This window comes from Acidithiobacillus sulfurivorans (assembly GCF_018853815.1).
Classification (GTDB): domain Bacteria; phylum Pseudomonadota; class Gammaproteobacteria; order Acidithiobacillales; family Acidithiobacillaceae; genus Acidithiobacillus; species Acidithiobacillus sulfurivorans.
On sequence record NZ_JAAOMP010000164.1, the window covers coordinates 12,355 to 37,873 of the forward strand.

General features: G+C 53.3%; 31 protein-coding genes and 1 tRNA gene. 16 read left to right on the forward strand and 16 right to left on the reverse strand.

The features are described 5' to 3' along the window. Nucleotides 1-141: 141 nt before the first annotated feature. On the forward strand, nt 142-1,500 hold the full coding sequence (locus tag HAP95_RS15010; RefSeq protein WP_215884945.1) for an OprD family outer membrane porin: 1,359 nt from the start codon (nt 142-144) through the stop codon (nt 1,498-1,500). Between the two features lie 35 nt (nt 1,501-1,535). Continuing rightward, entirely contained in the window at nt 1,536-2,081 is a 546-nt protein-coding gene (locus HAP95_RS15015; RefSeq protein ID WP_215885011.1) for an OmpA family protein, read from the forward strand. 112 nt (nt 2,082-2,193) lie between these two features. On the opposite strand, the gene waaF is transcribed toward HAP95_RS15015, so the two are convergent. Genes waaF through HAP95_RS15045 form a run of 6 tightly spaced genes read right to left on the reverse strand, consistent with a single transcriptional unit; the run spans nt 2,194 to nt 8,637 of the window. Further along, a complete protein-coding gene (gene waaF, locus HAP95_RS15020; protein ID WP_226832837.1) occupies nt 2,194-3,291 on the reverse strand; it encodes a lipopolysaccharide heptosyltransferase II in 1,098 nt (365 codons plus the stop codon). A gap of 2 nt (nt 3,292-3,293) precedes the next feature. Continuing rightward, nucleotides 3,294-4,058: an RMD1 family protein gene (locus tag HAP95_RS15025; protein ID WP_215884947.1), complete on the reverse strand. Its 765-nt coding sequence runs from the start codon at nt 4,056-4,058 to the stop codon at nt 3,294-3,296. 4 nt (nt 4,059-4,062) lie between these two features. Then, nucleotides 4,063-5,448: an FAD-binding oxidoreductase gene (locus HAP95_RS15030; protein WP_215884948.1), complete on the reverse strand. Its 1,386-nt coding sequence runs from the start codon at nt 5,446-5,448 to the stop codon at nt 4,063-4,065. Continuing rightward, nucleotides 5,445-6,530, reverse strand: coding sequence for a D-glycero-beta-D-manno-heptose 1-phosphate adenylyltransferase (gene rfaE2 / locus HAP95_RS17685; protein ID WP_215884949.1), 1,086 nt, complete (start codon nt 6,528-6,530; stop codon nt 5,445-5,447). Before rfaE2 ends, HAP95_RS15030 begins: the two co-directional genes overlap by 4 nt. Beyond that, entirely contained in the window at nt 6,527-6,892 is a 366-nt protein-coding gene (locus HAP95_RS15040) for a YraN family protein (RefSeq protein ID WP_215884950.1), read from the reverse strand. Before HAP95_RS15040 ends, rfaE2 begins: the two co-directional genes overlap by 4 nt. Nucleotides 6,893-6,900: 8 nt before the next feature. Then, entirely contained in the window at nt 6,901-8,637 is a 1,737-nt protein-coding gene (locus tag HAP95_RS15045) for a penicillin-binding protein activator (protein ID WP_215884951.1), read from the reverse strand. Between HAP95_RS15045 and rsmI the strand changes: the two genes are divergently transcribed. From rsmI to HAP95_RS15070, 5 genes are all read left to right on the forward strand, one after another. Beyond that, a complete protein-coding gene (gene rsmI, locus HAP95_RS15050) occupies nt 8,606-9,634 on the forward strand; it encodes a 16S rRNA (cytidine(1402)-2'-O)-methyltransferase (RefSeq protein WP_368356600.1) in 1,029 nt (342 codons plus the stop codon). The two genes, HAP95_RS15045 and rsmI, sit on opposite strands and share 32 nt — an antisense overlap. Before the next feature lie 13 nt (nt 9,635-9,647). Then, nucleotides 9,648-9,723: transfer RNA gene (locus HAP95_RS15055), tRNA-Phe, on the forward strand. A gap of 79 nt (nt 9,724-9,802) precedes the next feature. Next, a complete protein-coding gene (locus HAP95_RS15060; RefSeq protein ID WP_368356603.1) occupies nt 9,803-9,982 on the forward strand; it encodes a tyrosine-type recombinase/integrase in 180 nt (59 codons plus the stop codon). A 71-nt stretch (nt 9,983-10,053) separates the two neighbouring features. Beyond that, nucleotides 10,054-10,407: a YbjQ family protein gene (locus tag HAP95_RS15065; protein WP_215884952.1), complete on the forward strand. Its 354-nt coding sequence runs from the start codon at nt 10,054-10,056 to the stop codon at nt 10,405-10,407. Beyond that, complete coding sequence (locus HAP95_RS15070; protein WP_215884953.1) at nt 10,407-10,775, forward strand: hypothetical protein; 369 nt, start codon at nt 10,407-10,409, stop codon at nt 10,773-10,775. Before HAP95_RS15065 ends, HAP95_RS15070 begins: the two co-directional genes overlap by 1 nt. Before the next feature lie 10 nt (nt 10,776-10,785). On the opposite strand, the gene HAP95_RS17595 is transcribed toward HAP95_RS15070, so the two are convergent. The 6 genes from HAP95_RS17595 to HAP95_RS15100 form a co-directional block, all read right to left on the reverse strand. Then, a complete protein-coding gene (locus HAP95_RS17595; protein WP_368356604.1) occupies nt 10,786-10,917 on the reverse strand; it encodes a type I restriction enzyme endonuclease domain-containing protein in 132 nt (43 codons plus the stop codon). A 21-nt stretch (nt 10,918-10,938) separates the two neighbouring features. Next, the gene (locus HAP95_RS15080) at nt 10,939-11,967 is read right to left on the reverse strand and encodes an ORF6N domain-containing protein (RefSeq protein ID WP_215884955.1); all 1,029 of its coding nucleotides are present in this window, start codon (nt 11,965-11,967) and stop codon (nt 10,939-10,941) included. Continuing rightward, complete coding sequence (locus HAP95_RS15085; RefSeq protein WP_215884956.1) at nt 11,960-12,208, reverse strand: hypothetical protein; 249 nt, start codon at nt 12,206-12,208, stop codon at nt 11,960-11,962. Before HAP95_RS15085 ends, HAP95_RS15080 begins: the two co-directional genes overlap by 8 nt. Nucleotides 12,209-12,372: 164 nt before the next feature. Beyond that, complete coding sequence (locus HAP95_RS15090; RefSeq protein WP_215884957.1) at nt 12,373-12,678, reverse strand: helix-turn-helix domain-containing protein; 306 nt, start codon at nt 12,676-12,678, stop codon at nt 12,373-12,375. Beyond that, the gene (locus HAP95_RS15095; protein ID WP_264318862.1) at nt 12,675-12,983 is read right to left on the reverse strand and encodes a type II toxin-antitoxin system RelE/ParE family toxin; all 309 of its coding nucleotides are present in this window, start codon (nt 12,981-12,983) and stop codon (nt 12,675-12,677) included. The genes HAP95_RS15090 and HAP95_RS15095 overlap by 4 nt, the downstream gene beginning before the upstream one ends. 100 nt (nt 12,984-13,083) lie before the next feature. After that, nucleotides 13,084-14,661, reverse strand: a complete 1,578-nt coding sequence (locus HAP95_RS15100) for a class I SAM-dependent DNA methyltransferase (RefSeq protein WP_215884959.1) — start codon at nt 14,659-14,661, stop codon at nt 13,084-13,086. A 161-nt stretch (nt 14,662-14,822) separates the two neighbouring features. Here HAP95_RS15100 and HAP95_RS15105 point away from each other — a divergent pair, with 161 nt between their 5' ends. From HAP95_RS15105 to HAP95_RS15130, 6 genes are all read left to right on the forward strand, one after another. Next, a complete protein-coding gene (locus tag HAP95_RS15105; RefSeq protein WP_215884960.1) occupies nt 14,823-15,224 on the forward strand; it encodes a hypothetical protein in 402 nt (133 codons plus the stop codon). 41 nt (nt 15,225-15,265) lie between these two features. Further along, nucleotides 15,266-15,802 (forward strand): hypothetical protein, encoded by a 537-nt coding sequence (locus HAP95_RS15110; protein ID WP_215884961.1) that lies wholly within the window; start codon nt 15,266-15,268, stop codon nt 15,800-15,802. 61 nt (nt 15,803-15,863) lie between these two features. Continuing rightward, the gene (locus HAP95_RS15115) at nt 15,864-16,556 is read left to right on the forward strand and encodes a hypothetical protein (RefSeq protein WP_215884962.1); all 693 of its coding nucleotides are present in this window, start codon (nt 15,864-15,866) and stop codon (nt 16,554-16,556) included. Further along, nucleotides 16,553-16,780: a hypothetical protein gene (locus HAP95_RS15120; protein WP_215884963.1), complete on the forward strand. Its 228-nt coding sequence runs from the start codon at nt 16,553-16,555 to the stop codon at nt 16,778-16,780. The genes HAP95_RS15115 and HAP95_RS15120 overlap by 4 nt, the downstream gene beginning before the upstream one ends. After that, entirely contained in the window at nt 16,747-17,001 is a 255-nt protein-coding gene (locus tag HAP95_RS15125) for an AbrB/MazE/SpoVT family DNA-binding domain-containing protein (protein WP_215884964.1), read from the forward strand. Before HAP95_RS15120 ends, HAP95_RS15125 begins: the two co-directional genes overlap by 34 nt. Before the next feature lie 20 nt (nt 17,002-17,021). After that, a complete protein-coding gene (locus HAP95_RS15130) occupies nt 17,022-17,435 on the forward strand; it encodes a putative toxin-antitoxin system toxin component, PIN family (RefSeq protein ID WP_368356601.1) in 414 nt (137 codons plus the stop codon). Nucleotides 17,436-17,690: 255 nt separating this feature from the next. On the opposite strand, the gene HAP95_RS15135 is transcribed toward HAP95_RS15130, so the two are convergent. Beyond that, nucleotides 17,691-18,467, reverse strand: a complete 777-nt coding sequence (locus tag HAP95_RS15135; RefSeq protein WP_215884965.1) for a bestrophin-like domain — start codon at nt 18,465-18,467, stop codon at nt 17,691-17,693. 165 nt (nt 18,468-18,632) lie between these two features. On the opposite strand from HAP95_RS15135, the gene galE reads away from it, so the two are divergent. Then, entirely contained in the window at nt 18,633-19,598 is a 966-nt protein-coding gene (gene galE, locus HAP95_RS15140; protein ID WP_215884966.1) for a UDP-glucose 4-epimerase GalE, read from the forward strand. A gap of 35 nt (nt 19,599-19,633) precedes the next feature. On the opposite strand, the gene HAP95_RS15145 is transcribed toward galE, so the two are convergent. After that, nucleotides 19,634-20,482: a thioredoxin fold domain-containing protein gene (locus HAP95_RS15145; RefSeq protein ID WP_226832840.1), complete on the reverse strand. Its 849-nt coding sequence runs from the start codon at nt 20,480-20,482 to the stop codon at nt 19,634-19,636. 154 nt (nt 20,483-20,636) lie between these two features. After that, nucleotides 20,637-21,218 (reverse strand): DUF4337 domain-containing protein, encoded by a 582-nt coding sequence (locus tag HAP95_RS15150; protein ID WP_215884967.1) that lies wholly within the window; start codon nt 21,216-21,218, stop codon nt 20,637-20,639. Between the two features lie 108 nt (nt 21,219-21,326). On the opposite strand from HAP95_RS15150, the gene msrA reads away from it, so the two are divergent. Both msrA and msrB read left to right on the forward strand, forming a co-directional pair. Further along, complete coding sequence (gene msrA / locus HAP95_RS15155; protein ID WP_215884968.1) at nt 21,327-21,920, forward strand: peptide-methionine (S)-S-oxide reductase MsrA; 594 nt, start codon at nt 21,327-21,329, stop codon at nt 21,918-21,920. A 3-nt stretch (nt 21,921-21,923) separates the two neighbouring features. Continuing rightward, the gene (gene msrB / locus HAP95_RS15160; RefSeq protein WP_215884969.1) at nt 21,924-22,352 is read left to right on the forward strand and encodes a peptide-methionine (R)-S-oxide reductase MsrB; all 429 of its coding nucleotides are present in this window, start codon (nt 21,924-21,926) and stop codon (nt 22,350-22,352) included. A gap of 24 nt (nt 22,353-22,376) precedes the next feature. Here the strand turns inward: msrB and HAP95_RS15165 are convergent, their stop codons facing one another. Further along, nucleotides 22,377-25,493, reverse strand: a complete 3,117-nt coding sequence (locus HAP95_RS15165; RefSeq protein ID WP_215884970.1) for an EAL domain-containing protein — start codon at nt 25,491-25,493, stop codon at nt 22,377-22,379. Nucleotides 25,494-25,519 lie beyond the last annotated feature (26 nt).

Sequence of the window (25,519 nt, forward strand, 5' to 3'; positions counted from 1 at the left end):
TTTTCAACCCGTTTCTGTCATAATCGATATATCTATATGGAAATAACGTCACAAAAAGTTCATAAAACTGTCATCATCTTGTCATATAACCTCGTTATTATGCCCACAGTGTTGCAAAGAACCCTAAATCGAGGAGGTCACATGTTGAAGAAAAACCGCGTTGCCGTTGCACTGTTTGCTGCCCTGAGCGGCTTTGCTGCCGTGGCTCATGCCGACACCAGTTCCACAGGAAATACCTTGGCTGACTTTTTTATGCACAGCAAGGTGGATGGACAGATTCGTTCGTATTACTTCAACCGCTTTTTTGGTGGAACCCAGCCAAATGCCAGAGCCTTTTCTCTGGGTGGTTATATTAATGTGCATACGCCTTCTGCAGCCGGTTTCAGCGCTGACGTGGGTTTTTATACAGCCAATAGCTTGGGAGCCAATCCTGGCAATCAGACTGTCAACGATGTGACATTGATGGGATTGGGTGACTCCATCAATGCGTTGGGTCAGGCATACCTGCAATATGCCATTCCCGATGTGGTGATGATTCGGGCGGGTAACCAGGAAGTGAACACGCCTTTTGTCAACGGTTCTGATTCCCGCATGATTCCGGCCACTTTCCAGGGCGTTTTTGCACAAGTGACGCCTTACTGCGGCTGGAACATATACGGTATGCGGATGTTCCGCTGGAAGAGCCGCACCTCCGGTGACTATTACCGCGATAACCTGTATTACAACACCGGTTTCGACGGTGATCCCATTTATGGTGGCGCCGCTGACCTGCCCGCAGGTACGCCAGCTTCTAATGGCATTTTGGCGTTTGGTACAAGTTACAAAAGATATGGCATCAACGCCCAAGCTTGGTATTACAACTTCTATAACTTTACCAATATGTTCTACGGTGATGCCAGCTATACCCTGAAAACCGGTATGGGGCTGGATCCATTCCTGGGCGGTCAGGTGGTGCGTGAATGGGATGCCAATAGTCGTCTCAATGGCACCAACGGCGCTGGTGAAGTTGATCATTTCAAAGGTAATAGCGTCAACAGCACGACTTGGGGTGTGGAAGGCGGTGTCAAATATAATCTGGATAACGCCATATTCGGCAAGGGTGCGCTGACAGCCGCGTACAATGAAATTGAGTATCACCCCGGAGCTATCGGTGGTGGTGCCATTGTTTCTCCCTATACCGTGGGTTATGCAACGGATCCCCTCTACACCACGTCCATGATTCGTGGTCTGGTAGAAATGGGTCCTGGTCATGCCTGGAAAATCAGCCTGAGTCAGCATTTCCTCAATAACAGCTTTTTGTTTCAGACTTCCTACGCCCAATATCAGTTACAAGCGAATGGTTCTGCCAACGATATCTATGGCGATCTGACCTACTTCCCCAAGGGATTCCTCAAGGGTCTGTCCATTCGTGATCGCGTAGGTGTGGCGCATGGTGACTTGTCTGCGGCGCAGGCCGGCTACTTCATCTACAACCGCGTGATGCTGACCTACGCATTCTAAGCTGACGCATACTGCGAAACTCAGGGAGAACAATGATGATTGCCAAAAAACATGTATTACTCGCGGTAATGGTGATGGCGGCGGCTGGTTGTGCGGAAGCCCCATTTCAGGGCTGTCCTGCCAACAAGGCGCCGGTAGCGGCGCCTGTGGTGGCCCCGGCTCCTGCCCCCGTTCCTGTTCCGGCGCCCATTGCGCCGGTGCAGCGTACGGTCCTGCAGAGCAAACCCATTACCATCACGGGTATCAACTTCAAGCTGAATTCTGCAAAGCTCATGAGTCATGACATCCAGGTTCTGGATCAAGTGGCAGATTTTGCCCAGAAGCACAGCAGCGCGGTACTGGATGTCAATGGTTACTGCAGTAAGGTGGGCAGCTACGCCTACAACCAGCGTTTGTCAGAACAGCGCGCTGACAGTGTTGCTCAGTATTTGGAAGCTCATGGCGTGTCCCGTTCGCGGATGGTGCTGAAGGGCCATTCCTACAATGATCCGGTGGCCAGTAATGCAACGCCGCAGGGCCGTTTTGCCAACCAGCGGGTGGAAATTAATTCGACCATTCAGGTGGAAAAAACCGTCAACTAACGGTCAAGGCATCGCCTGATAATGTAACGATTTTACCTCTGCAATACTCATGGCATTGCTCCTCCTCTCCTCGCCCCGCTCTGCGGGGCTTTTTTATTACGGGTATTTCGGATTATCGAGGAGCGAGTTGCTGGAGAACCTGTGCGGGAAGCAGATCTTCCATGCAGCGGTGGTGCTTGAGGGGGCATTCTCTTTTAGCGCAGGGGCTGCAGGAAAGTCCCAGACGCAGGGCCACGGCGCCGGTCGATAAGGGCGGGGTCATTTGCAGGGGCGTCGATCCATACAGCGCTATGAGCCGGCTCCCGACGGCCCCGGCAATATGCATCAGGCCCGAATCATTGCTGACCGTGATTTCTGCCAGTGAAAGCAGGTCGATGGCTTCCGTGAGGCTGCTGCGTCCACCCAGATCAAGCACTGTCGGGACAGCTTGCGCGATGGCCTGGGTGATTTCGGCGTCTTTCGGACTACCGAAAAGCCACACCGGTCGTCCTGCCTGAGTCAGTTGCTGGGCCAGGCTGATCCAATGGCGTATAGGCCAGCGTTTGGCCGGACCGTATTCTGCTCCGGGTGCGAGGGCCACCAGCCCTGCACCGGGATTTTGGATATTCAGACGTTGCAGCGTGACGGCCAGCGCACCGTGATCCACCATCAGACGTGGTGCGGGTAATTGCGTGGGTTGCGGCAAGCGTCGCGGTAACCCCAGGGCCACAAAACGATCTACCGTACGTGGCAGGTGTTTTTTGTCCAGGTGGCGGCGGTCATTGAGCAGCATTTTTCGGGCATTGCCACCAAAGCCGCTGCGGTTGGGAATCTGGGCCCAGTAAGGCACCAGTGCAGATTTCAGGCTGTTGGGCAAACAGATAGACCAGTCATAATCTTCTTTCTGGAGGGTTTCGGCGATACGGCGGCGTTCCTTCCAGCCCAGCTTGCCGTGGGGAATATCCAGAGGAATGCCGCGCCGTACTTCTGCCATGCGCGAGGCAACCGGCAGGCTGGCTGAGGGAGCAAGTACATCAATCTGCAATTTTGGCCAGCGCCGGCGCATGACCTGCAATAATACTTGCGCCATGACCATGTCACCTACCCAGGCAGGACCAATCAGCAGCAGACGGGCCGGTTCATAAGCTCGGGCCAGACGGGTATTATGGGCGGCAAATACGTCTTCTTCGCCGTAAGGGGGGTCGATGGTTTCCGGTAAAGCCTCTGACATGTTCATTTACCCAGAAGCATGATCAGCGCTTCCGCCGTAATCAGGATGATGATGATCCATTCCAGAACGGTCTCACGATTATGGCGACTGGCAACAATCATGATTTCCAGCCCTTCATGAATGGCATCGAGTTTTTCATCCAGGGCCCGGAAACGGCTGGTGAGTTCCAGATCGGCGGAAAGCTCCCGGGAGAGTATTTCCAGTCCCGGCGTTTCCCAGACAATGTCCGGATTGTCCAGCACCGCAAGGCGCGACAGGATTTCGGTGCGGGTCGCCGAGGTGGAAGCCAGAAAACGCAGATGACTCCCCCGGCGTCCCGGAAGACGACCGGTACGGGTGACCTCGGAGAGTAAATTCAAGGTGGTTTCCAGGAGGGTTTCGACGGCTTCTTCGTGGAGTTCGAGGGCGAGACTTTGGGCCAGACGCAGGGACACCAGGAGGATGCGCTCTTCATCCAGATGCTTGAGGGTTACGCCATCCCGGCCGACGGCATCCCGCTCACCGGTTTTAATGAATAACTCTTCGACTTTCGGGTTGCTGATAGCCGTAAACTGGGCCTGAACACTGGCCACAATGCGCGCCTGCAGGGCGGGTCCTGCACCAAAAAAACAAAGAACCCCGGAACGAAATATGGCTACCCAGGCATCCCCGTCGCGGAGCAGGCGGTGGGCGGGATTGTTATCTACCAGATCCATGTCGAAGGTTTCGTCCCAGTTTTTCAGGGCAATATGGCGTACGGGTTGAATGGCGTGAAGAATACTACTCATGCATTTATCCTTCGGGGAGTAATTTGCCAGGATTCAAAATGCCCTCTGGATCAAACAGTTTTTTGATGGCACGCTGAATGCTGAGATTTTCGGGGCTGAGTTCCAGGGGTAAAAATTCCCGTTTGCTGCTGCCGATGCCGTGCTCGCCGGAAAGCGTGCCGCCCAGGCGGAGGACCGTCTGAAAGAGTTTTTGTAGCCCCTGACGGGCACGGCGCATTTCCTCATGGTTTTCGGGGTGCACCAGAAAATTGACATGAAGATTGCCGTTACCGGCGTGGCCAAAGCTGACAATGTGCAGGGATTGTTCCTGGGCAATGGCTTCAATGGCTTCCAGTAAATCGCGCAGGCGACTGACCGGGACGACCACATCTTCGTTGATTTTCAGTGGTGCCATGGCTTTGGTGGCTGGAGACAGGGATTTGCGCGCGGCCCAGAGTGCCGCCGTGGCCCGGGCATCTGTGGCCTCCAGGATTTCCAGATTACCTTCTCCAGCAAGGGCCTGGCGCATGGCTTCCAGTTGGGCGGGTATGGTTTCACTTTCGCCGTCGACTTCGACCATCAACAGCGCCTGACTGGCAGCGGGCAGGTCTGTTGCGGCGCCCATACTGCGTACGGCCGCCAAGGCATGAGGATCCATGAGTTCCAGGGCGCTGGGCGTGTGTCTTTGCGCCATGACCCGCTGGACCGCCGCGCAGGCGCTGGCTGTATTTGTATAGGCAGCGCGAAGCGTGGCTTTGGCCATGGGCAGAGGCAGCAGGCGCAGGGTGACTTCGGTAATCAAAGCCAGCGTACCCTCACTCCCCACCAGCAAACGGGTCAGATCATAACCGACCACGCCTTTGCTGGTGCGCACTCCACAGCAGAGCGTTTCCCCGCAGCCGGTGACGGCGCGCAAACCGAGCACATAATCCCGGGTCACCCCGTATTTGACAGCATGCGGCCCCCCGGCATTCATGGCGAGATTACCACCAATCCGGCAATAGGGACTGCTGCCCGGATCAGGGGGATAAAAAAGCCCGTCCTGGACTACATGGTCATTGATGGCGGCGGTAATCATGCCGGCTTCTACCGTGATGGTCCGGTCTACCGGGCTGTAATCACAAACTTCCTGCATGCATTCAAAACTGATGACGGCGCTACCGGGTATCGGTTGCGCACCACCCACGTTGCCCGACCCGGCCCCTCTGGGGATCAGCGGCAAATGATGGCGCCGGGCAATGTGGACGATAGCCTGCACTTCTTCATGGCTCCGGGGAAAAAGCACCAGGGCTGGCAGACAGCTTCCAGGGGTATCATCACGGCTGTAAATGGACAGGGTATCGATGTCATCCCGAACTCTCTCAGTGTCGAGAGCTGCACGCAGGGCCGGGAGAATGACGGCGATGCTCATGGTCGGTAATTCCGGATTTTCTGTAACAGCGCGGTAGTGCTGCGTTCGTGCCGGAAAGGAATGCTGAGCACGCGACCGCCGCGCGCCTGGACCTCGCGGGCACCGACGATACTTTCCACCGGCCAGTCGCCGCCCTTGATCAGTACGTCAGGCTGCAGTTTTTCGATGAGTTGCAAGGGGGTGTCTTCATCAAAAGTGGTGACGAAATCCACGGACTGCAGGGCCGCGAGTACCGCCATACGATCGTCTTCAGAATTGATCGGGCGATCCGCGCCCTTGCCCAGTCGACGCACGGAGGCATCGCTGTTCACGGCGACAACCAGGCAGGCGCCTTCCGCACGGGCTTCGGCGAGATACTGGACATGGCCACGATGCAGGATATCAAAAACCCCATTGGTGAACACCAGGGGACGACGATAAGTGCAGGCCTGTCTGAGCTGCTCATGGTCCTGCAGAATCCGTCCCGAAAATGACGCGACGCTATGGGGCGAGTTTGGATTTTCGGCAAAAGCCGCATCCACATCGCTGCAAAGGGCATGAATGATGACCAGATGCACTTCCTGGATGCGCGCTGTACTGTTTTCGGGGACGCGCAGTTCAATATCCGCCGCCCGCAGCAGGCCGGCCAGTTGTCCGCCATCCTTGCCGGTCATGGCCAAGGTCCACATGCCCCGAGTTTGGGCAGTACGGATGGCATGCAGGACATTTTCGGAATTGCCGGAGGTGCTGAAAGCTACCAGACAATCGCCGGGTCGGCCCAGGGCCTCCACCTGACGGGCGAATACTTGCGTGTAGGCAGAATCATTGGCAATGGCGGTCAAGACGCTGCTATCGGTGCTGAGGGCAACGGCGGGAAGGGCCATGCGATTGCTTTCAAAGCGGTTGACCAGCTCTGAGGCCAGATGCTGGGCATCTCCTGATGAACCACCATTGCCGCAACATAAAATCTGGCCGCCGTTCTGCAGCGTGGCTATCAGCCTTGCGCTGGCGTCGGCGAAAGGTGCGGCGAGACTCCGTGCGGCGTGTTCCTTGGTGGCGATGCTGGCGCGCAAGGCGGTATCTATCCGGTTAGGCATGGTCATGGGCTGGGCACTCTGAAAGCATCGCGAATCCAATCCGGCGCTGCGTCACCGTCAATGGCAATCACGTCAAATCGGCAAGGACGCAGACCATGCCGGGGATTACGCAATAAAAAATATTCGGCAGCGCGAATCAAGCGCTGCTGTTTACGATGGTTGACGCTGTCGGCGGCAGACCCTTGCCGATTATGGGTGCGCTGGCGCACTTCCACGAACACCAGAGCCTCATTATCCAGTACGATCAGGTCGATTTCCCCGGAACGGCAACGAAAATTGCGCAACAGCAACTTTAGTCCGGCCCTCAGCAGCAAAGCTAAAGCGCGATCCTCACCTTGCTGACCGAAGTTTTGGCGCGGCGAAGGCATACGTTAATTTAGCTGCCGGGTTTGGGGATGGCTGGCAAAGGCACAATAGCGCCATTCTCTACTTCCATCCATTGCATGTCACGTACGATGCGGCCCTCTTTACCAAAATGTAAGGTTCCGGTGGCGCCTTTGAGAGGCTGACTAAATTGTTTGGCGAGGATTTTTTCGGCAAGCTGGTAGGCATCCAGACCAAAAGCGGACATCCGCCACTGCGCATCACTGGCCTTGGGCAGGCTCGTGTGGAGCAGTGCAGCGGCCTGTGGCTTGGTCGTAGCCGGTTGAATAACCCAGGGCATATCCACGGACTCAATCCCGGAGAGATTTTGCGCATCGCTCGGGAGCGTGGCTCCATGTAAAAGCGCCGGACTGAAAATCGGAATGCGACTATTGATGGAACGGATGGCTGTGACTGCGGCGTTGGCATTTCTGCTGTCTACGACCAGGAAAACAAAATCATGCGTTGAGCTGGTCCCACTGAGCAGTTGCTGCGTCTGGCCATTGAGAGAATGACCAGGCAGGTAGGTGGCGACCCCTGCTACGCTGCCTCCCAGTTTTTTCCAGGTATCGATAAAATCGGCCTGAATGGCAGCGCCACTGGAATCCTGCGGATACAACACATAGACCCGTCGATAGCCTGCTGCATAGCCCTGATTGGCAATTTGACGCGCCGCAACATCCCGACTCAGACTGAAAGTATATAACCCCGGTTGTTGGACCCCGGCATCGGAACCCAGGGCAATAACAGGAGGATCTGAAGGTTTGCGTACACTGGCCACGGCATTGATGTCCTGCGGTAACAATGGCCCGACAAATATCTGGCAGCCTTCCTTGACTCCGCGCTCAAAAAGCACGGCGGTATAACTGGGATTCCCGGTACTTTGCAGCAGCTTGACGGCCGGCCCGGAGGTCAGCTGTGCCGCCGTTTCCATGCCAGCACTGAGGGCCTGAGAAAGTCCCGCATAACTACCGGTGGAGGGAAGCAGTGCACAAATGCTGCCCTCCTGACTGCTGGTAGTGTCCGCGACGTTCAGTTCGTCATGGCTGGTGAAATTGATGGGCGGGTGGCCAGGATGCGCGGCCATCCAGGCATTGATAGCCGCTTTGCGTTGATCCGGATCCGGATTGTGGCGACTGATCAGGGCAATGGCGAGCCATTCCTGTACCAACGGATTACCACTGCGTCCCTGCCAGTTTTGAATGCGCGCCGAGGAAACAGAGTCCAGAAGGGCGTGGATACGCTGATGGTTTTTGTGGATGGCAGCGCCGCTGAGCAGGCTGTCCCGTTCTATCAGAAAATTCAGGGCAGTCAGTTCATGCCCCTCTTGAGTGTATAATGTGGCAAGGGTTCCCATAGCCTCGGCACGTACGTTCTGCGGCGTGCTGGCGATGGTCAGCAATTCTTCCAGATTGCCTTTGGCCTTGGGTGTCTGTCCCTGATCCATCAATCCCTGGGCGCGTATCCACAAGGCTTGCCCACGTAAACCGTTATCGTCATGTTCCAAACGCAGGACTTCATCGGCGAGCAGTACCGCTACCGGAGCCCTGTTGCCCTGCAGGGAGGCTTGGGCAGCCTTCAGCAAATACTGGAGTTGTGTCTTGCCCTGAACGGCCGCCGCCGCCTTGATGTAGTCTTTGGCGGCTTCCAGGTCATGCCCCTCTGCGAGTAACGCATCTGCCTGCTGGGCACTTGCCGCTTCAGGAGGGTTTACCGCAGTGCTTACTGGAGCTGGAGCGGTACTGAGCACGGGCGCTGGCTTATGTGGCATACTCGCGCAGGCGCTCAAGGCGGCGGCGACAGCCAGTGTGGCGGTCAAACGTGGCAAATGGAATAAACTGGTCGGCAGTTTCATGAGCAGAGTGTATGGAGAATGGAGCAGTGGTTCAATGACTGAAATGCATTCCGGGCTGTTGACGATTATCGCTACCCCCATCGGCAATCTGGAGGATCTTTCGCCACGGGCCGGACAGGCCATTGCCCATGCCAGCCTGATCCTGGTGGAGGATCGCCGCCATGCCCAGCGTTTGTTCCAGCATCTTGGTGTACAGCCCAAAACCATGGCCCTGCACGAACATAACGAGCGGGCACTGGCCCCGCAAATTGCCCAGCGCATTGCTGCCGGTGAGCAGATTGCCTTGCTTTCTGATGCCGGGATGCCGTTGATTTCCGATCCTGGTTTTCCATTACTGGCGTTGTTGCGCGAACAGCAGTTACCGGTCACCATTATCCCCGGTCCCAATGCCGCTGTGGCCGCGTTGACCTTGTCCGGCTTGCCGAGTGATCGCTTCAGTTTTGAAGGATTCTTACCAGCCAAAGCGGGCGCCCGTCGGGCTCGTCTTGCGGTGTTGCAGTCGGAATCACGGACCATGATTTTTTATGAAGCCCCCCATCGCATTGTGGCAACAATAACGGATATGGCGGAACTTTGGGGCCTGAATCGACCTGCAGCGCTTTGTCGGGAGCTGACCAAAATCTACGAAGAATGTCTGCGCGACTCTCTGGGCGGGCTGCTGGAACGCTTGTCTCAGCATCCGGATAAGGTGCGCGGCGAAATGACTTTGATACTCGGCGGAGCACCCGAACAAGACCCTGGTGAACAGGAAGCGGATCGCTGGCTCGCCCCTTTGCTTGAGGAGCTGCCACTGACCCAGGCGGTGCGAATTGCTGAAGCGCAAAGCGGAATGGCCCACCGTCTTTTATATCGCCGCGCGCTGGCCTTGACTTCCGGGCGTGAGCCCGCTTAAATACGCGCTCTTGGCCCAGGTAGCTCAGTCGGTAGAGCAGAGGACTGAAAATCCTCGTGTCGGCGGTTCGATTCCGTCCCTGGGCACCATACAAAACAAACGCTTAGCTATGTTTGCTAGGTGTTTTTTTGCGTCTTGTTGATTTTTTGCCCAAATTTTGCCCAAACTGTGCCCGGATTAGGCATTAGATTAGGCATCCCTATACTGCGTCATGAGGCTACCAGCCGCCTTTTTGAGAAAGGGTTAAGCCCTGTGCAAGCGGCGGCCATCACCGGTCACAAGAATATGCAAATGCTGAAAAGGTACACCCATCTGAGACCGGAAGATTTGGCTAAGCTGTTGGGGTGATGGGTTAGCCATCATGACTATGAAGTCCGTTACCGCTTGTGGGCGGATAGTCTGTCGATCATACTTAAGCCATGTCAGCAGAACAAAACACTATCCTCATCCTTACCATCAACGAATGCCCCGGTATGCGCGTGGTTCGGGTCATTGGGCCGGTCTATGGCACAGGGGTGCGTTCCCGTAATTTTGTCGGCAATTTTATGGGGGGTGTTCGTGCCGTCTTTGGCGGAAAACAGTCAGGCTACTTAAAAATGATTGCCCAGACCCGCGATGATGCTCTGGAACAACTGGCGGAACATGCCCGCTCCCTTGGGGCCAATGCGGTACTGGGGATGCGCTTTGATTCCGGTGAGTTTGACGCCGGACAGGGGCAGGCCATGAATGAGGTCACGGCCTATGGGACGGCGGTGGTGGTGGAAGTGCTGTAATGCCGGTGGAATTATCCCCTATTGTTCCCCTGTTGGCAGGACTTGATGCCAAACAACGAGAAACTTCTTTGAGTGTGGGGGCTTCCGTGAAAAGGCAGCAGCAAACCGGCCACTGGACCGGCGATCATGTCGTGTTCAATGTGGACCGCAAGCAAATTTTCACGCTTCCTGCCTACGAGATAAATTCCAAGGCCTCAAAAAATATGGGTATCGCCAAGATATTATCCACGCACCATCCCGAAGTCTGCGCCATGCTTTATGAGGACCAGCACGGTGCCGTCTGGTGTATCCGCCTGAATGGACCGGGTTTGCCGGTCTTTCAGGATGACTGGTTCCAAAGTTATGCCAAGGTTGCCGTGTTGGTATAGCGGGCTCTGGTTATGCCACCAACCCCTCAGCCTGCGCAATAACCGTATTCACCGCCCCTTCCTGCATATCGGGTGGATAACCGTGTTTCCGTAAGACCCGTTTCACCATGCGTCGTAGATGCGCCCGCGCCTGTTCACGGATGGACCACTATATTTTTGCCACTCACCCGCCATACCCAAGCTCCTTCAGGTTGGCCTCAATGAGCGCATCCACCCGCTCCATCACCTTCAATCCGCTCTTGTCCATTCTGGAAAAGGCAAACCACTTCTTGCCCAAATCCTTGAGCGACGCGCCGAGGTGGTAGGCCGCTTTGCCGTCCAGAATCAGAAAACGGTCGTGGCTGTCGCCAAACTCATGTATCTGGGTCGGCGGATACTGGGCGTTGTGCTTTTTCAGGTCTTGGGCAATCTGCTTGCTGATGGTTTTGGTCAGGATGGTGGCACTGACGCCTTGGCGGCGCTTGGCCAGTTGCATCAGCACGCTGTCGTCGATGTAGTTGTCGATCAGGACGATGGATTGTTTCGCTTGGCGCAGCAGGTCATTGACGAACACATAGGCGTCGAATATCTGCCCGTCAAAAAAGATACCCTGGGTAGGATTCAGGCTTTTGTTTTCGAGCGCGTCGAATACCTTGTTGAAGCGGTCGCCGGTGTTGATCTCGTGGTGGATTTGCCGTTTTTCCAGCGAGTCCATGCGTTGGAGCAGGCCGCCATGGGCGGCCATGAACCGGCGCATGGCGACAAAGGCATTGATGATGTGGATGCTGATCTGGACGGCAGTTTCGCTGCGCAGCACCGCCGAGAGCATGGCCACGCCCTGTTCGGTGAAGGCGTAAGGAGGATACCTTCTCCCGCCATGGGCACTTGAGGTCACAGCTTGTGATCTCAAGTCAGGCTCCTCGTTTAAGTCCACCAATTGTGACCTTAAAGAATCGTATTCAACCTGGGTGAGATGAAAGCGGAAAGACTCGGGAAACCGCTCGATATTGCGCTTGACCGCCTGGTTGAAGACCCTGGTTTCAACGCCGTATAACCCTGCCAGATCGCTATCCAGCATTACCTCCATCCCGCGCACGGTGTAAATGAGGCTGCGCAGACTATCTCCCCGCAGTGCGATACCCGTGTCTTTATCACCCCCTATACCCGGCTCCTTCAGGTTGGTTTTTGCCGACTTGTCGTTGCGGTTATCCATCGCCCGCCGTCTCCGCATAAGACGGTAAGGGTGAGCTGACCGGCTGCAAGGTGGCCCATGCCTCATCCTCTTCGGGTTTCAACCAGTCTTCAGCCAGCGCGGATTCTGAAAGCAGCGATTCTTCGTTGGCAATCGGCGTCAGCAAGGTCAGCAAGGCGCGGCCTGCCGGAAGCGGTTTGCCCAACCGCAAAGGATGTACCTTTCCTTGCGCATCAATTTCCACTTCAATGGTTTGTGGCATGGCTCAATCCTCGGCTTCCTCATCCAGTTGAAGGTACACCACATACTCACTCTCGACATCCACGGCGATGATTTTGCTTTCCATGCCCAAACACCGTATCCCCATCCATGGGGTCCATGACCTCGTTGACAATCGCTACCCCACGATCTCGGTCTACGCTCATGTCATACCACTACAATGGTCCCAGTCCCCGCATGTTCCGGTCCGATGACGATCTGAATATCCCGACCCAGCCGGGCCAGGCATTCCAGCATTTTGGCTTCGCTGATTCCCCGGAATTGCCCGCGTAGCATCAAAGACAGCTTGGGTTGCGGGATACCCAGCAGTTCCGCTGCCTGCGATTGTGTGAATCCTTTGCTCTGGATCATGTCGGCAATACGGGATGCCAGTTGCGCCTTCAAAAGCATTTCCTCTGCATCCGGCGCACCGATGTCCGCATAGACATTGCCACTACCCATCTCAATATTCATTCGATCACCCCCTTGGCGTGTCGCTCAGCCCATTTCAAGCGCTCATGTATCTTGTCCATATCGGGTTTGGGTGTGCGGATGCCTTGGGTGGATTTCTTCTGAAAGCAATGCAGGACGTATATCCTCTCTTGCAAACGCACCGTATACACCGCTCGAAATGTATCACCATGAGAATCTTCGACAATCTCAAGGACATCCGCCGATCCAAACCCCTTCAGCGGCTTTGCTTGCACATGCTTGCCGCCGATTTGCGCCAGATGCAGCGCATACCCAAAGGTATCCCGTACGTCTTCCGGCATATCCATCAGGTCTTTTTTGGACGATGCCACCCAGAATAATGGCCGTTGTGATTGAACCATAAGATAGTTTATATCTAATTAGGTATAAAGCGCAAAGTGGCTTTAATCACAGTTCATACCCCAACATCCCCAAATTCTTCCGCATTGCGTCTTCCAGTCTGCGTCCTTCCGCCAACTGTTCCGATAGGTCTTTGGTCAGCCGTGCCATTTTTTCCTCGAAAGGCTCACCATCTTCATCCTTGGCGGCTGCCCCCACATAGCGCCCCGGCGTCAGGACGTGGCCGTTCTTGCGGATGTCATCCAGACTCGCCGCCTTGCAGAAACCCGGAATGTCTTCGTATTCCTCTTTACCGTCGCCGCGCCAGTTGTGGTAGGTGTCGGCGATCTTCTGGATGTTTTCATCGCTCAGTTCCCGATGGGTGCGGTCGGCCATGAAGCCTATGTTGCGAGCATCAATGAACAGCACTTCGCCGCTGCGTTCAAACAGTTCCTTGCCCGCCATGCCCCGTCCATCATCGCGGTTCTTCGCCAGAAACCATAGGCAGACCGGAATCTGGGTGCTGTAGAAAAGCTGACCGGGCAGGGCCACCATACAATCCACCATATCCGCTTCGATGAGGGTTTTGCGGATTTCACCCTCGCCGCTGGTATTGGAGGACATGGACCCGTTCGCCAGCACGAAGCCCGCAATGCCGTAAGGGGCCAAATGGTGAACCATGTGCTGCACCCAGGCGAAGTTGGCGTTGCCCGTGGGCGGTATCCCATACTGCCAGCGTTTGTCTTCCCTGAGCAGGTCGCTGCCCCAATCGGATATGTTGAATGGGGGGTTGGCCAGAATGTAATCGGCGCGTAAATCAGGATGCAGGTCTTTGTGAAACGTATCTGCCGCTTCCACCCCCAAATCGGCCTCAATACCACGAATGGCGAGGTTCATGAGGGCCAGCTTCCACGTATTGGGATTGGATTCTTCCCCGTACACACTGATGTCGCCCACTTTACCGCCGTGGGCTTCGATAAACTTTTCCGATTGGACGAACATGCCACCGGACCCGCAGCAGGGGTCATAGATGCGCCCTTTATAGGGGGCCAGCATGGTGACCAAGGTTCGAACTACGGATGCCGGGGTGTAGAACTCGCCACCGCGTTTACCTTCGGCACTGGCAAAACGGCCCAGAAAGTATTCATAAACGCGCCCCAAGGTATCGCGGGCCTGATGTTCTGCCGTCCCTAAGCCAATAGTGCCGATGAGGTCCACCAGTTCGCCCAGACGACGCTGATCCAACGTAGGACGGGCATAGCCTTTGGGCAGGATGCCTTTGAGTTTGGGGTTTTCTTTTTCGATTTCGGTCATGGCATCATCAATGCGCTTGCCGATGTCCGTTTGTTTGGCGGCAGCTTGCACGGTTGCCCATCTGGACGATGCCGGAACCCAGAACACGCCTTCTGCCGTGTACTCGTCGCGGTCTTCGGCGGCGTAAGTCCCAGCCTCTTCCCGAATGATTTCCGTATATCGATCGGCAAATCGGTCTGAAATGTATTTGAGGAAAATCAGGCCCAGCACGACATGCTTGTAGTCGGCAGCATCCAGATGGCCGCGTAACTTGTCGGCAGTGGCCCAGAGTTTGGATTCGAGGCTTTGATGGCTGGTGTCTTCGGTCTTCTTTTTGGCTGGTCCGCGCGGCATGGTTTCCCCTTTGCTTTTGTGCTGTTATATCATGAAAAGGCGGGATGGGGTGAGAGGCTGACCATAAACTGGAACCGGATGCAGGGTTGGACTAAAATTTAATTGGCTGTAGCCTTGCGTATAACACCCTGTGAATCCTTCAAAATATGAGAGGGCAAAATATGACCACACGGGAATTTTTTCTTTCTGCGACATTTACGGCAGGGCTGATTTTCGTAGTGTCACTGGTGGTTCTTGGCATTGTTTACGGTCCAGTAACCCCTTTGTTTTATGTGGTCTCTGCTGGCTTGCTGGTATCGCCGTTCTCTCTGTTGTTCAAAAAAAGAAAAATCGTGCTTCCAATTATACTCGGCGTGAATTATGAATACCAATTAAGCACAGTTATTCAATGGTTCGCAGTGACAATAATCTTTCCTGTCACAACATTCTCAGCGCGAACCACTATGCAAGCATATGCATCCGGATTGTTTTTCATTCTTTACATGCTTGTATTTCTGTCTCTGCAGGCTACCCGCATAAGGATAAAAGATGAAGAAAATTACACCAGTTTTTATAAAAAATAAATTAAATTGTTTTGTAAAACACCTTATTCTGGCGTGAGTCAATGAAAGACAGTGATATCAAAGCGTTTTATTCGCCAAATATAACCTTTAGATTTATCTATACTTACGGTTCTATCGCCTTAATTATCCTGATCTTTGAGGTCGTAGCATTCCATTACGCGGAAAATCGCCCAACATTGTGGGTGACGTGGGTCACCATGAGTTCTTTTGTAGGCGGATTTTGGATATTGCAGAGATACAAGCCTACCAGAATATCTATTCACCCCCATAATTATTTTTATGTCGTCAATAATGTAGAATCTGTTATTGAGGAATTACCCATCATCCTTGAGCAGGAAAGAAAGTTTTACGGTTTTTCCCACGGCTACAGAAAAGTCGAAAATGGGGATAGTAGCGTATCATTTATCCCTGTTGGGAAACTGTATGGGGCAGATGACAGCTTTTATAAAAGCATGATTGGAAAAGTAACGGTATTTTCTGGCACAACGGGAATCGTCGAAGTGAAAAAAGATAATGATGGCGCACTCATCTATGGCCCGTATTTTACCTTAAAAAAGATATATGACGAAATCTGTTAATCCGTGATGGCAACCCAAGGCCCTTATTTTCTGGGTGCCCTCAATATGCTAAATTTTCGCAATGAGCAATGTTTACCCATTCCCCGCTGGCGGCAAATCCGCCAAACCCTTGCGCAAGAAAAGCCACCGCACGAAAAGCAGTGATAATGCCTATGGTCCGGCGCTGCTGCTACAAGACTTCGACGATATTCCGGTAGATGTGCTCGACGCGATTATTCAGGCGGGTAGCCTGTACCTTGCGCAGTCCGGTCTGGAATCCACTGAAGATGAATTGGCTTCACCCTGCGCCCAGTTTCTGCGGACCCTTCATGGCATGAATGCCCTGACGGAAGCGGCCAATGTGCTGATCTGTGAAGCGCAGAGATACCCGGAACAGACGGATCGGGAAGCCGTGGATTGGCTGCTTCAACGGACCAAAGCCACACACAAGGTGATGCGCAAGCTGGATGAAATGCTTCCACAGGATGCATTCATTCTTGCTTCAAACAGCTTTGGACCGGACTTTATGGCGGAATATGCCACCAATGCCGCCATGCTGTTGGTCAGTCATTTTGCGGAAGACCTTCTGGCGTACTATGACGAAAATTTCATCCAAACCAGGAAGGACCGGCGCAAGGTGATGATGATCGACTACCAGGATGCCTATCGGGAAGTGATTCAGGATTGCCAGATACACATAGGTGCCCATGGCTTTCTGATGAAAGAACTGGCCTCGGCACAACGCGCATTGAATAAGGGGATGAAAGAACCATGACGGTGACAAAAGCAGAAATGGCGCATGCACTGGTGGACGAGACGGGTTTGACCTATCTGACCAGTCTGGAACTGGTGAATTATAGTGGTGCCATTGCCGGCAGGGACGTACACGTAGATGGGCTTGCCGGTGATGTGATGTTGTGGCAATGTAAGGAATCCTTACAAGCTCTAATCGGCAGGAGGTTTTTATGCTGGCGAAGATCACTTCCAAGAATCAGTTGACGTTACCAAAAGCTGTGGTGGATTCTGTTTCTAAAGCGGATTACTTTGATATTCAGGTCCGCGCTGGCCAGATTGTCTTAACCCCCATTCGCGTGCAGAGGGGCGATGCGGTGCGTTCCAAACTGGCAGAACTGGGTATTGACGATTCGGATGTTGCAGATGCCGTTAGCTGGGCGAGGCATCCTGAGTCCACCCTGGTTGATGATAAAGCGACGTTTTGAGTACATCTCTGCGGCGGGTGGTGCTCGACACGAACGTTGTGCTTTCAGCGTTGCTTTTCCCCAATGGGCACCTCTCGATCATTCGTGAGGCGTGGTGGGCAGGGCGGTTTAATCCGCTGATTAACCAGGTGACGGTGAGTGAGCTTTTGCGGGTTTTGTCTTACCCGAAGTTCCGTTTGTCCATGCCTGAGAAAGAAGAGTTGCTATCAGACTATGTGCCTTACTGCGAGGTCGTTCAAAAGGGTTCAGGGATCTGTGACATACCGGAATGCAGGGATCCCATGGATGTCCCCTTTCTTGAGCTTGCTGCGACGGGTAATGCCGATCTCTTGGTCAGTGGGGATAAAGATCTGCTCGCTTTAAGGGAGCAGGTGCGATTTGATGTTCTCGCGCCTGGAGAGTTCATCAGCCGCATTTTAAAAATCCACAGTTAATGGCCCAGGAGGCGGAGCAACGATGTATCTATCGAAAAACGGCTGAAATCATTAAAAATGGGCATAATATCTTCCGCGCTTGCGAAAACGGACATTAAATTCTACCCATTCACTATTTCGCTCAGATTTTACGCGGCGGAATTTTGAAAAAACGCCCTTTTTCTGTCAGGCACTATGCTATACAATTTTTGAGTTTGCAGGAACCCGGCCACAAATTTTGTTATATCCGTTGACCGGAGTGCTGCGCATGATTCTTTAAGTGCCGCTTGTCTGCATCCCCTGCAGGGTTTCGACCAGTAACCGATCAGACGAGTCGACACGGATGAAGCCGAGACGTGGATATTCCAGATCACGAATCACGAAAATGGTGATGGTCAGCGCGGCGGAAAAAATGATGACCTGTAACCAGGGAATGCGCTTGTGGTCGGTCATGCCATAGCCTGCCAGCAGGGCAGAAATCCAGGACAGCGCGAAAAGCAGGAAGTCAATAACCTTTGGTGGATGATTTCGGGTGGCGGCAATGCGGGTGGTGGTGATATCAAACATGGCATTCAGTGCACGGCTGACCAAGCTTAAGGTGGCGGTGTTGCCGGTGTGTTGGGCCGCCTGAGTCGCTTCTGTCCAGATTTGTTGCTGTAATTGAACGCTGCGCTGATAGGCGTCCAAAGCTGCAGGGGTGTTGGTACCACTGCGCTGATAAGTTTCCAGCCGGGTTTGCAGGTATTGTTGCATTTTTTTGCGTAGAGCCATCTGCCGCGCTGCTGGCAATAAATCCAGACGCAGATAAGCGGTGCCGACCGCATTGGCTTCCTCGGTAATCAGATCGCGGCGGTGTTCAAAACGTTCGGCGGCACCGGAAAAGGAAAACGCCAACAGTAATCCCAAAAGCCCGAATACGGCTCCGTTCAGTGCTCCGGAACCACCGTCAGCCTGACTGCGCTTGCCGAGCTTAAATCCTACAAAAACACATAAAATCAATCCAATAAACAATACCGCAGAGTACAGCCAGGGATTCAAAAATGGCGGATTCATAAAGTCCTTTGGAAACGCATGGAGAGGCCTGATTAAATAGGTAATAGTTTGCCCCATGCTGCACTTTTTCGCTAGAATCCAGGCAGCAAAAAAGAACCGTTGATACGAAATGTCCGGAAGGTTACTGGTTCAGTAAACGCATTATCTGACAGAGGCAGGCAATTCATGAAAATTCTGGTAGTGGGTGGTGCGGGTTATATTGGCAGCCATATGGTGAAACGGTTGCTTCAGGGCGGGGCGGAGGTGGTGACTCTGGATAATCTTTCCGGTGGTTATCGTGATGCAATTTGTGGTGGTGCATTTGTTTATGGAGATATTGCGGATACCCGTTTTCTGAATCGGGTTTTCTCAACGCATTCATTTGATGCAGTCATGCATTTTGCTTCTTATATTCAGGTGGGGGAATCCGTGCAGGAACCTGCCAAATATTATCAGAACAATGTCAGTAATACGCTGAATCTTCTGGATGTGATGATTGCATTTGATGTCAAAAAATTTATTTTTTCTTCTACAGCAGCGATTTTTGGTGAACCTCAATATACTCCTATTGATGAAAATCATCCCAAAAACCCCATTAATCCCTATGGGCGGAGCAAGTGGATGGTGGAGCAGGCGCTGTCTGACTATGATCGCGCTTATGGGCTCAAATCTGCCTGTTTGCGCTACTTCAATGCGGCAGGTGCAGACCCCGATGGAGAAATGGGTGAGCGACATGATCCGGAAACCCATCTGATTCCGCTGGTATTACAGGCGGCTTCCGGGCGACGCGCCCAGATCCGCGTGTTTGGGCGTGATTATGAGACACCCGATGGGACCTGTATTCGTGACTATATTCATGTGACTGACCTGGCTGAAGCACATTGGCTGGCACTGGAGCATCTTCTTGAAGGGGGAGATAGTTGCGCTTTTAATCTTGGGAATGGTAATGGTTTTTCGGTACAGGAAGTCATAGATGTTGCCCGGCAGGTGACGAGCAAGCCCATTGCTTGTGAAGATGAAGCTCGGCGTGCAGGGGACCCCGCCCGCCTGGTAGCAGACTCACGCAAAATTCGGGAACAACTGGGTTGGCAACCTCGCTATGCGGATCTGGCCAACATTATCGCTGATGCCTGGCGTTGGGAGACCCGCTAAGGAGTCATCCAACGCCAGCGATCAAGCGCAGACAATCAAGCGCCAGGGATGCAGCCCTGGGCACCGACACTGCCCCCCAGTTTCTGGATGAACTCCGGCGTGCGGTGCACGTCAATTCCGTGCTTCATCTGCATCTCCAGCCCTTTGGCCGTTTTGATGCAGTACAACAGGGCGGGGGTGGCCGTTTCTCCGGTCTGATGCAAGAGTTGGGTATTGGCCTTGACCGCTGCCCCGTCTACCGCAGGAATATGACTCAGGGGTGTGGTGCTACCTTCTTCGGTATGCAAATCAAAGCCCTTTTCGTTATTGGCCCAGGCTTCGGCAGGATTTTTTGATGCGAGAATGGTTGCCGCCTTGGCTGGGCTGGATGGCTTGAGGAAGCCGACAGGAACCACTTTTACCCGGACTTTGCCTTCGGCTACCGGTTGTTGCAGGGCTTCCCAGAGCAGATGACAGAAAATACAGTTGGGATCCATGAATACGACCATCAGCGGTCCCGAATGTCCTATGGTAAAACCCGGTGCTGCCAAGGCTGCAGGCGCAATTTTTTCGGCAGCTACTTTGGCGGGTTGAGGCAGGTACTTGTCTGCATAATGTCCGGTGATGTTTTCCTGCTGGGCATTGACTACCGGACCCAATAACAGATATTTGTCGGCCAGCATCCATAATATGCCCTGCTGGTGCTGATCAGTTTCAACGACAATACCCGTCAGGCTGTGGACGGGGCCAGGGAAGACTTTAGTGACATGGATTTTATCGTGGAAATTTTGCTGGACCAAGTGTTCCGCCGGTTTCAGGTTGGAGGGTGTGACGCTGGCGCAACCTGCAAGCAAGAAGCCTCCTGTGAGTAATGCCAGGTTGCGGAACGGTCTGTTTAACGTCATTTCTTATAATCCTCAGGCTGATTTGTTGAATACAATGCCTCCATCCTAGCAAATACCCTTACCTGTCGCATCCCGATCAATCAGAACCGATCAATCAGCGTTACTAAGCCAGAATGCGTTGTTGCAGGGTATGAAATGGTTACCGGGGACTGGATCAAAATAAAAAAATGGTGCTTATCCACAGACCAATGCCTCCGGCAGCACTGATCCCCGCTATGGCAAACAACCATTTACGTCGGGTCAGCGCGGTTATGGAAGCCAATGATATGGCAATTTGCAGAAAAATCATGGCAATTTCTAGATTATTATGGGGGCGGTTGAGATGCGCCGACTCCCGGTTGGCCGCTTCAGATTTTTGCTCCATTTCCGTGGCGCTTTGCTGAATGCTGACTTTCTGTTGTTCATATTTTGCAATTTTTTCTTTAAAGCCGACGGCTTTGTCAGGGGCAAGAATAATGGCCAGCTCCATCATGTGCAGCTTGGTGCTGACGGCCTGATAGTAATTCCACTGGTCAGCAGCCTTGGCTTTTTCCAGGACGGCGTCGTTTTTTTGGAGCAGTACCTCATTCATCAGGTGCGTTCCCTGATAACTGACAATGGCGCCAAAGGCCGCGAGAATGACGGTAAATATGGCGACCCACTGACTGAGACTGTGATGCTCTCCGCCATGGCCTTCGGCAGCATGATGAACCATTTCTTCGTGGGGTGGGTGGCTATGCAGTCCATGTCCGCTCATGACATCTCCAGCTTGGTCAATAGTTGATTTGCGGCTATGCTCATGAGATTGCCGGTTTAGGTCAAGTGCTTTGTGGTCTTTCCCGAATACGAATCCAGGAGGTTAGTGATGGTCATGCAAATACCAGCTCCCCAAGGAGAGCAACCAGACGCCACTATGCCCGGAATGGCCGTACTTGCAGGTGGTTGCTTCTGGTGTACTGAAGCCGTTTATCTTGCCCTGGAAGGGGTCACCCGGGTGGTTTCGGGTTACACCGGAGGAGCCCGGGAAACAGCTAATTATCGCGCGGTTTGTAGTGGTACAAGCGGTCATGCCGAGGCGGTGCAGATTTACTTTGATCCGGCGCGTTTGTCATTTGGCCGTCTGTTGCAGGTCTTTTTCGCCGTGGCCCATGACCCCACCCAACGCAATCGCCAGGGGAATGATGTGGGGACGCAATATCGTTCGGCCATTTTTGCCGTAAATGCTGCACAACAGCAGATGGCTAACGATTATATTGCAGAACTCAATGCGACAGGATTATTCGGACAATCCATAGTGACTGAAGTAACTCTTCTGGAAAACTTTTATCCTGCGGAGGACTATCATCAGGATTATGCCCGCCGTAATCCTGATCAACCTTATATCTGTGCGGTTGCTTTGCCCAAGGTGGAAAAATTGCGGCATACTTTTCCACAGTATTTACACGCAAAGGAGTCTTAGGAAATGCCAACTTCATCTGCAGGATATGACTTGACCCCCATTGATGCCAACACCCGTGCCGAAATGGCCAAAGATCTGTCCGCAGAGGTGCGTCATGTGTTATTTGAGCATGGTACGGAACCGCCGTTTTGTGGTGGCTTACTCCATGAAAAGGAAGCTGGTGACTACGTGTGCGCTCTTTGTAGCCTGCCCTTGTTCCGCTCGGCCAACAAATTTGAATCAGGAACCGGCTGGCCCAGCTTTTGGGAGCCTTTCGCCCCTGACCATATCCGCGAATTGACCGACACCAGCTATGGCAGGGTGCGTACGGAAATCCGTTGCGCCCGCTGCGACAGCCATCTGGGTCATGTATTTCCCGATGGACCTAAACCCACTGGCCTGCGCTATTGCCTTAATTCCGCCGCCCTCCGGTTTGAACCCGAGGCAGGATGAGCCTGAGAACAACAGGCTTTCAGGCTAACTGTCGTTTTCAGGATGAATGATCGCCTGGTTTTCTGGAAGGCTGTCGCGTGTGGCCGCAAAGTTGTCTGCCATTTTCTTTCTGAGTCGAGTAATTTCTTCAGAGCTATGTTCGCGAGAAATGCAGGCATGGTAGGCGTGATGCGCCGTTGCGAGCGCTGAGCCTTCCAGGCCGTGGGTATCCAGATATTTTCCCAAACGACAACGATGGGCGTCATCCAGGCTCGGAAGCTGGCCAAGAATCGCGGGCGCAATCTGATATAAGCTGTCGAATTGCAAATGCGAGGCGTAAGCACCCAACAGGGTTTTAGGCTGATTATTTTGTGGCTGTGGCGTCCAGGCCTGAAGCCAGGGAAGCAATGATTCTTCGGGCATGGGCCGCGCAATGGCATAACCCTGCACACAGTCCACACCAAGAACAGCCAAAGCATCCAGCGTCTCCAGCGTCTCCGCCCCCTCGACCACATAACGCGAACCCATGGACATGGCCAATGCGGCAACACTGCCGACGAAAATCAGATCACTGGGTTGCTCGGGAATTCCACGGACCAGGCATTGGTCCAGTTTGACTTCATCAACGGCAATTTCTTTCAGGCGCAGCAGCGAGGCGTAGGCGCTACCCACATCATCCAGAGCAATACGAACGCCCAGTGAGCGAATAGCGGCAATTTTTTCCTGGGCCAGTTGCAGGGATAAAAAATCGCCATTTTCGAGAATCTCCAGGGTTAATTGTTCAGGTGCCAGAGCACTGTCGGTCAGAATAGCCTGCAATTCAGGTAGGAAATTGTCTGCAAAGAGAGCGTCCGGGGGAAGGTTCACCGCGACTTCCAGGGTATACCCGGCAAGATGAAGCTGTTGTGCTGTCTGGGTGGCAGAACGCAGCATTTTGCCGGTGAGAAGATGTGCTGACGTGCTGTCCAGATGGGGAATAAACGTGCCCGGAAGAATAATCTCCGTTCCTTGCCGTAAGCGGGCGAGGGCTTCAATACCAATGATTCGACCCGTTGCCAGATGCAGAATCGGTTGATAATAAGGAATCAGGCCTTCATCCTGCTGAAGCAGTGTCAAATACGACAGATTTGTTTCTCCAGAAAACGCTTCTTCTCCCTGGAAACTGGCCCAAAAGTGTTTGCGTTCCGTTTTATTGGCTTTGGCGACATAAAGCGCCTGATCAGCATGACGCAGCAATATTTCGCTATCCCCTTCGTCAAAGGGAAAAATGGTGATGCCCAGACTTCCGCCTATTTTGACCGTGATATTTCCAGGAAGAACATAAGGTCTTTCCAGCGCCTCGAATATCCGGAACATCACTTTTTCAACATCTTCCATGTTCTGGATGTTTTCCAGAATCAAAGCAAATTCATCGCCTCCCACCCGGGCCACAAAGTCTGTCTGCCGAAGTGCCTGACCAAGTCGGGTAGCGACTTTTTGTAATAATACATCCCCGGCAGCATGCCCATGCTGATCGTTAACGGGCTTGAAATCATCCAGGTCGAGCATGCAGATGCCCAGTAATTTTTCTTCACGCTGGGCGCGCTGGATGGCCTCGGGAACTCTGTCCAGAAGAGCCACCCGATTGGGCAATCGGGTGAGCGCGTCATGACGCGCCATCCAGCTCTGGGTGATACGTTCCTGATCAATCCGTTTTTTGAGATCCATTTCATCCAGGCCATAACCAATCAGTTTGCCGACCCGGGCAAGCGTGCCCAGGATTTCCTGGTCAAAAATGTTCGTTTCGCTGCTGGTAACACCGAGAATCGCCCAGATTTGTCCATTACGCCGAATCGGGATGGTAGCGACGCTGGCCCAGTTTTGTTGTTCCATCAGATCATGTTGGGTACTTAACGCGGGATCGTTGCGGTAATCATTGCGGTATTGCAGGCGCTCTGATTTCCAGGTATCCCGCAAGAGGCTGGGACGATCTGAAAACAGCTGGATACCCAGATTACTGAGAATCCCGCTCCCGGTACCGGCACCCGCAAGGGCCTTGAAACAACCAATCTGATCGGGCTTCATGACGTAAGCGGTTTTGAACAAGGTCCCTTCAACAATGTGTTGGCAGGTTTTACGGAGCATCTCGGTTTCGGATCGGGCTCGGATCAGAATGTCGCCTTCGGCGAGGAACGCCCGATAGAGGCTATTCAATCGATCGATGCGTATTTGTTGTTGGCGGCGACCAATGGCGATGCCTAACATGATGGCAAGATGTCGTATCAGGTTCTGGCGGTTGGGCGCACGAAAAAACCCCGGAATTTTGCTATACAGAGCAATAATAGCGTATGGCTTGGCATTTACTTTAACGGGAATGGTCACATTGGAACGCCAGCCATATTTTTGGGAGGCCATTCGCCATGGATTTGACATCGGATCTGTTTGCCAGTCGTCTATATAAATGATTTCACCGCTGCGCCAGGCAGTTCCGGCGGGTCCCTGTCCAAAAGGGCTATTATCCAGACGAATTTCAACTGTATCGAGATATTCCTGCAATTCTTCACCGCTGACCTGATCGCGGAGCAGGTAAATGCCATCTTCAGAATGGCTGATCCAGGCGCCATCCAGACCGGGAATAGACATCAAATTGTCGATCATACGACGTACGCTTTCTTCTGGAGTTGCATCGCTGATCAGCAGTAGATCAATACGCTCCAGAATATTGCGCTCTTCCTGGGCGGCGGATTCCATGCCCTGTAATTGCCGGGCCAGATCTGTGGCGAGTCTTTGCAGCAGATATCCGCGTAATTCCGGGGTGTCTTTAAAGAAGGGGTTGAGCAGTTCCAGCAGGCTGTCGCTGTAAAGAGCCATACTACTGATCAGCCAGTCACTTTGAATACCCATTAAAGCGTGAATTTTGCCGATTTCCTGCGATCGAAGTTCAAGATCATCCCCATCGTCTGGCAATAGCAGCGACAAGGAGTGTTTGCATTGTTCTGCTTTCAGCCGGGCTACGCGTTCATCACCCAGACGTTCCAGCACAATCTTCAATTCCTGATGTTCGGCGACTTTCCCATAAAATTTTTCTACCGCCTGGGCAATGGCGGCAGAAAAATCGGCCTGCCGATTCTGAAGCAGTGAACTGAGTAAGTCACGGGATTTTAGGGGAAATGGACCGGGCATGCTTTCCTGTGGGGTTGTTCTAAAGT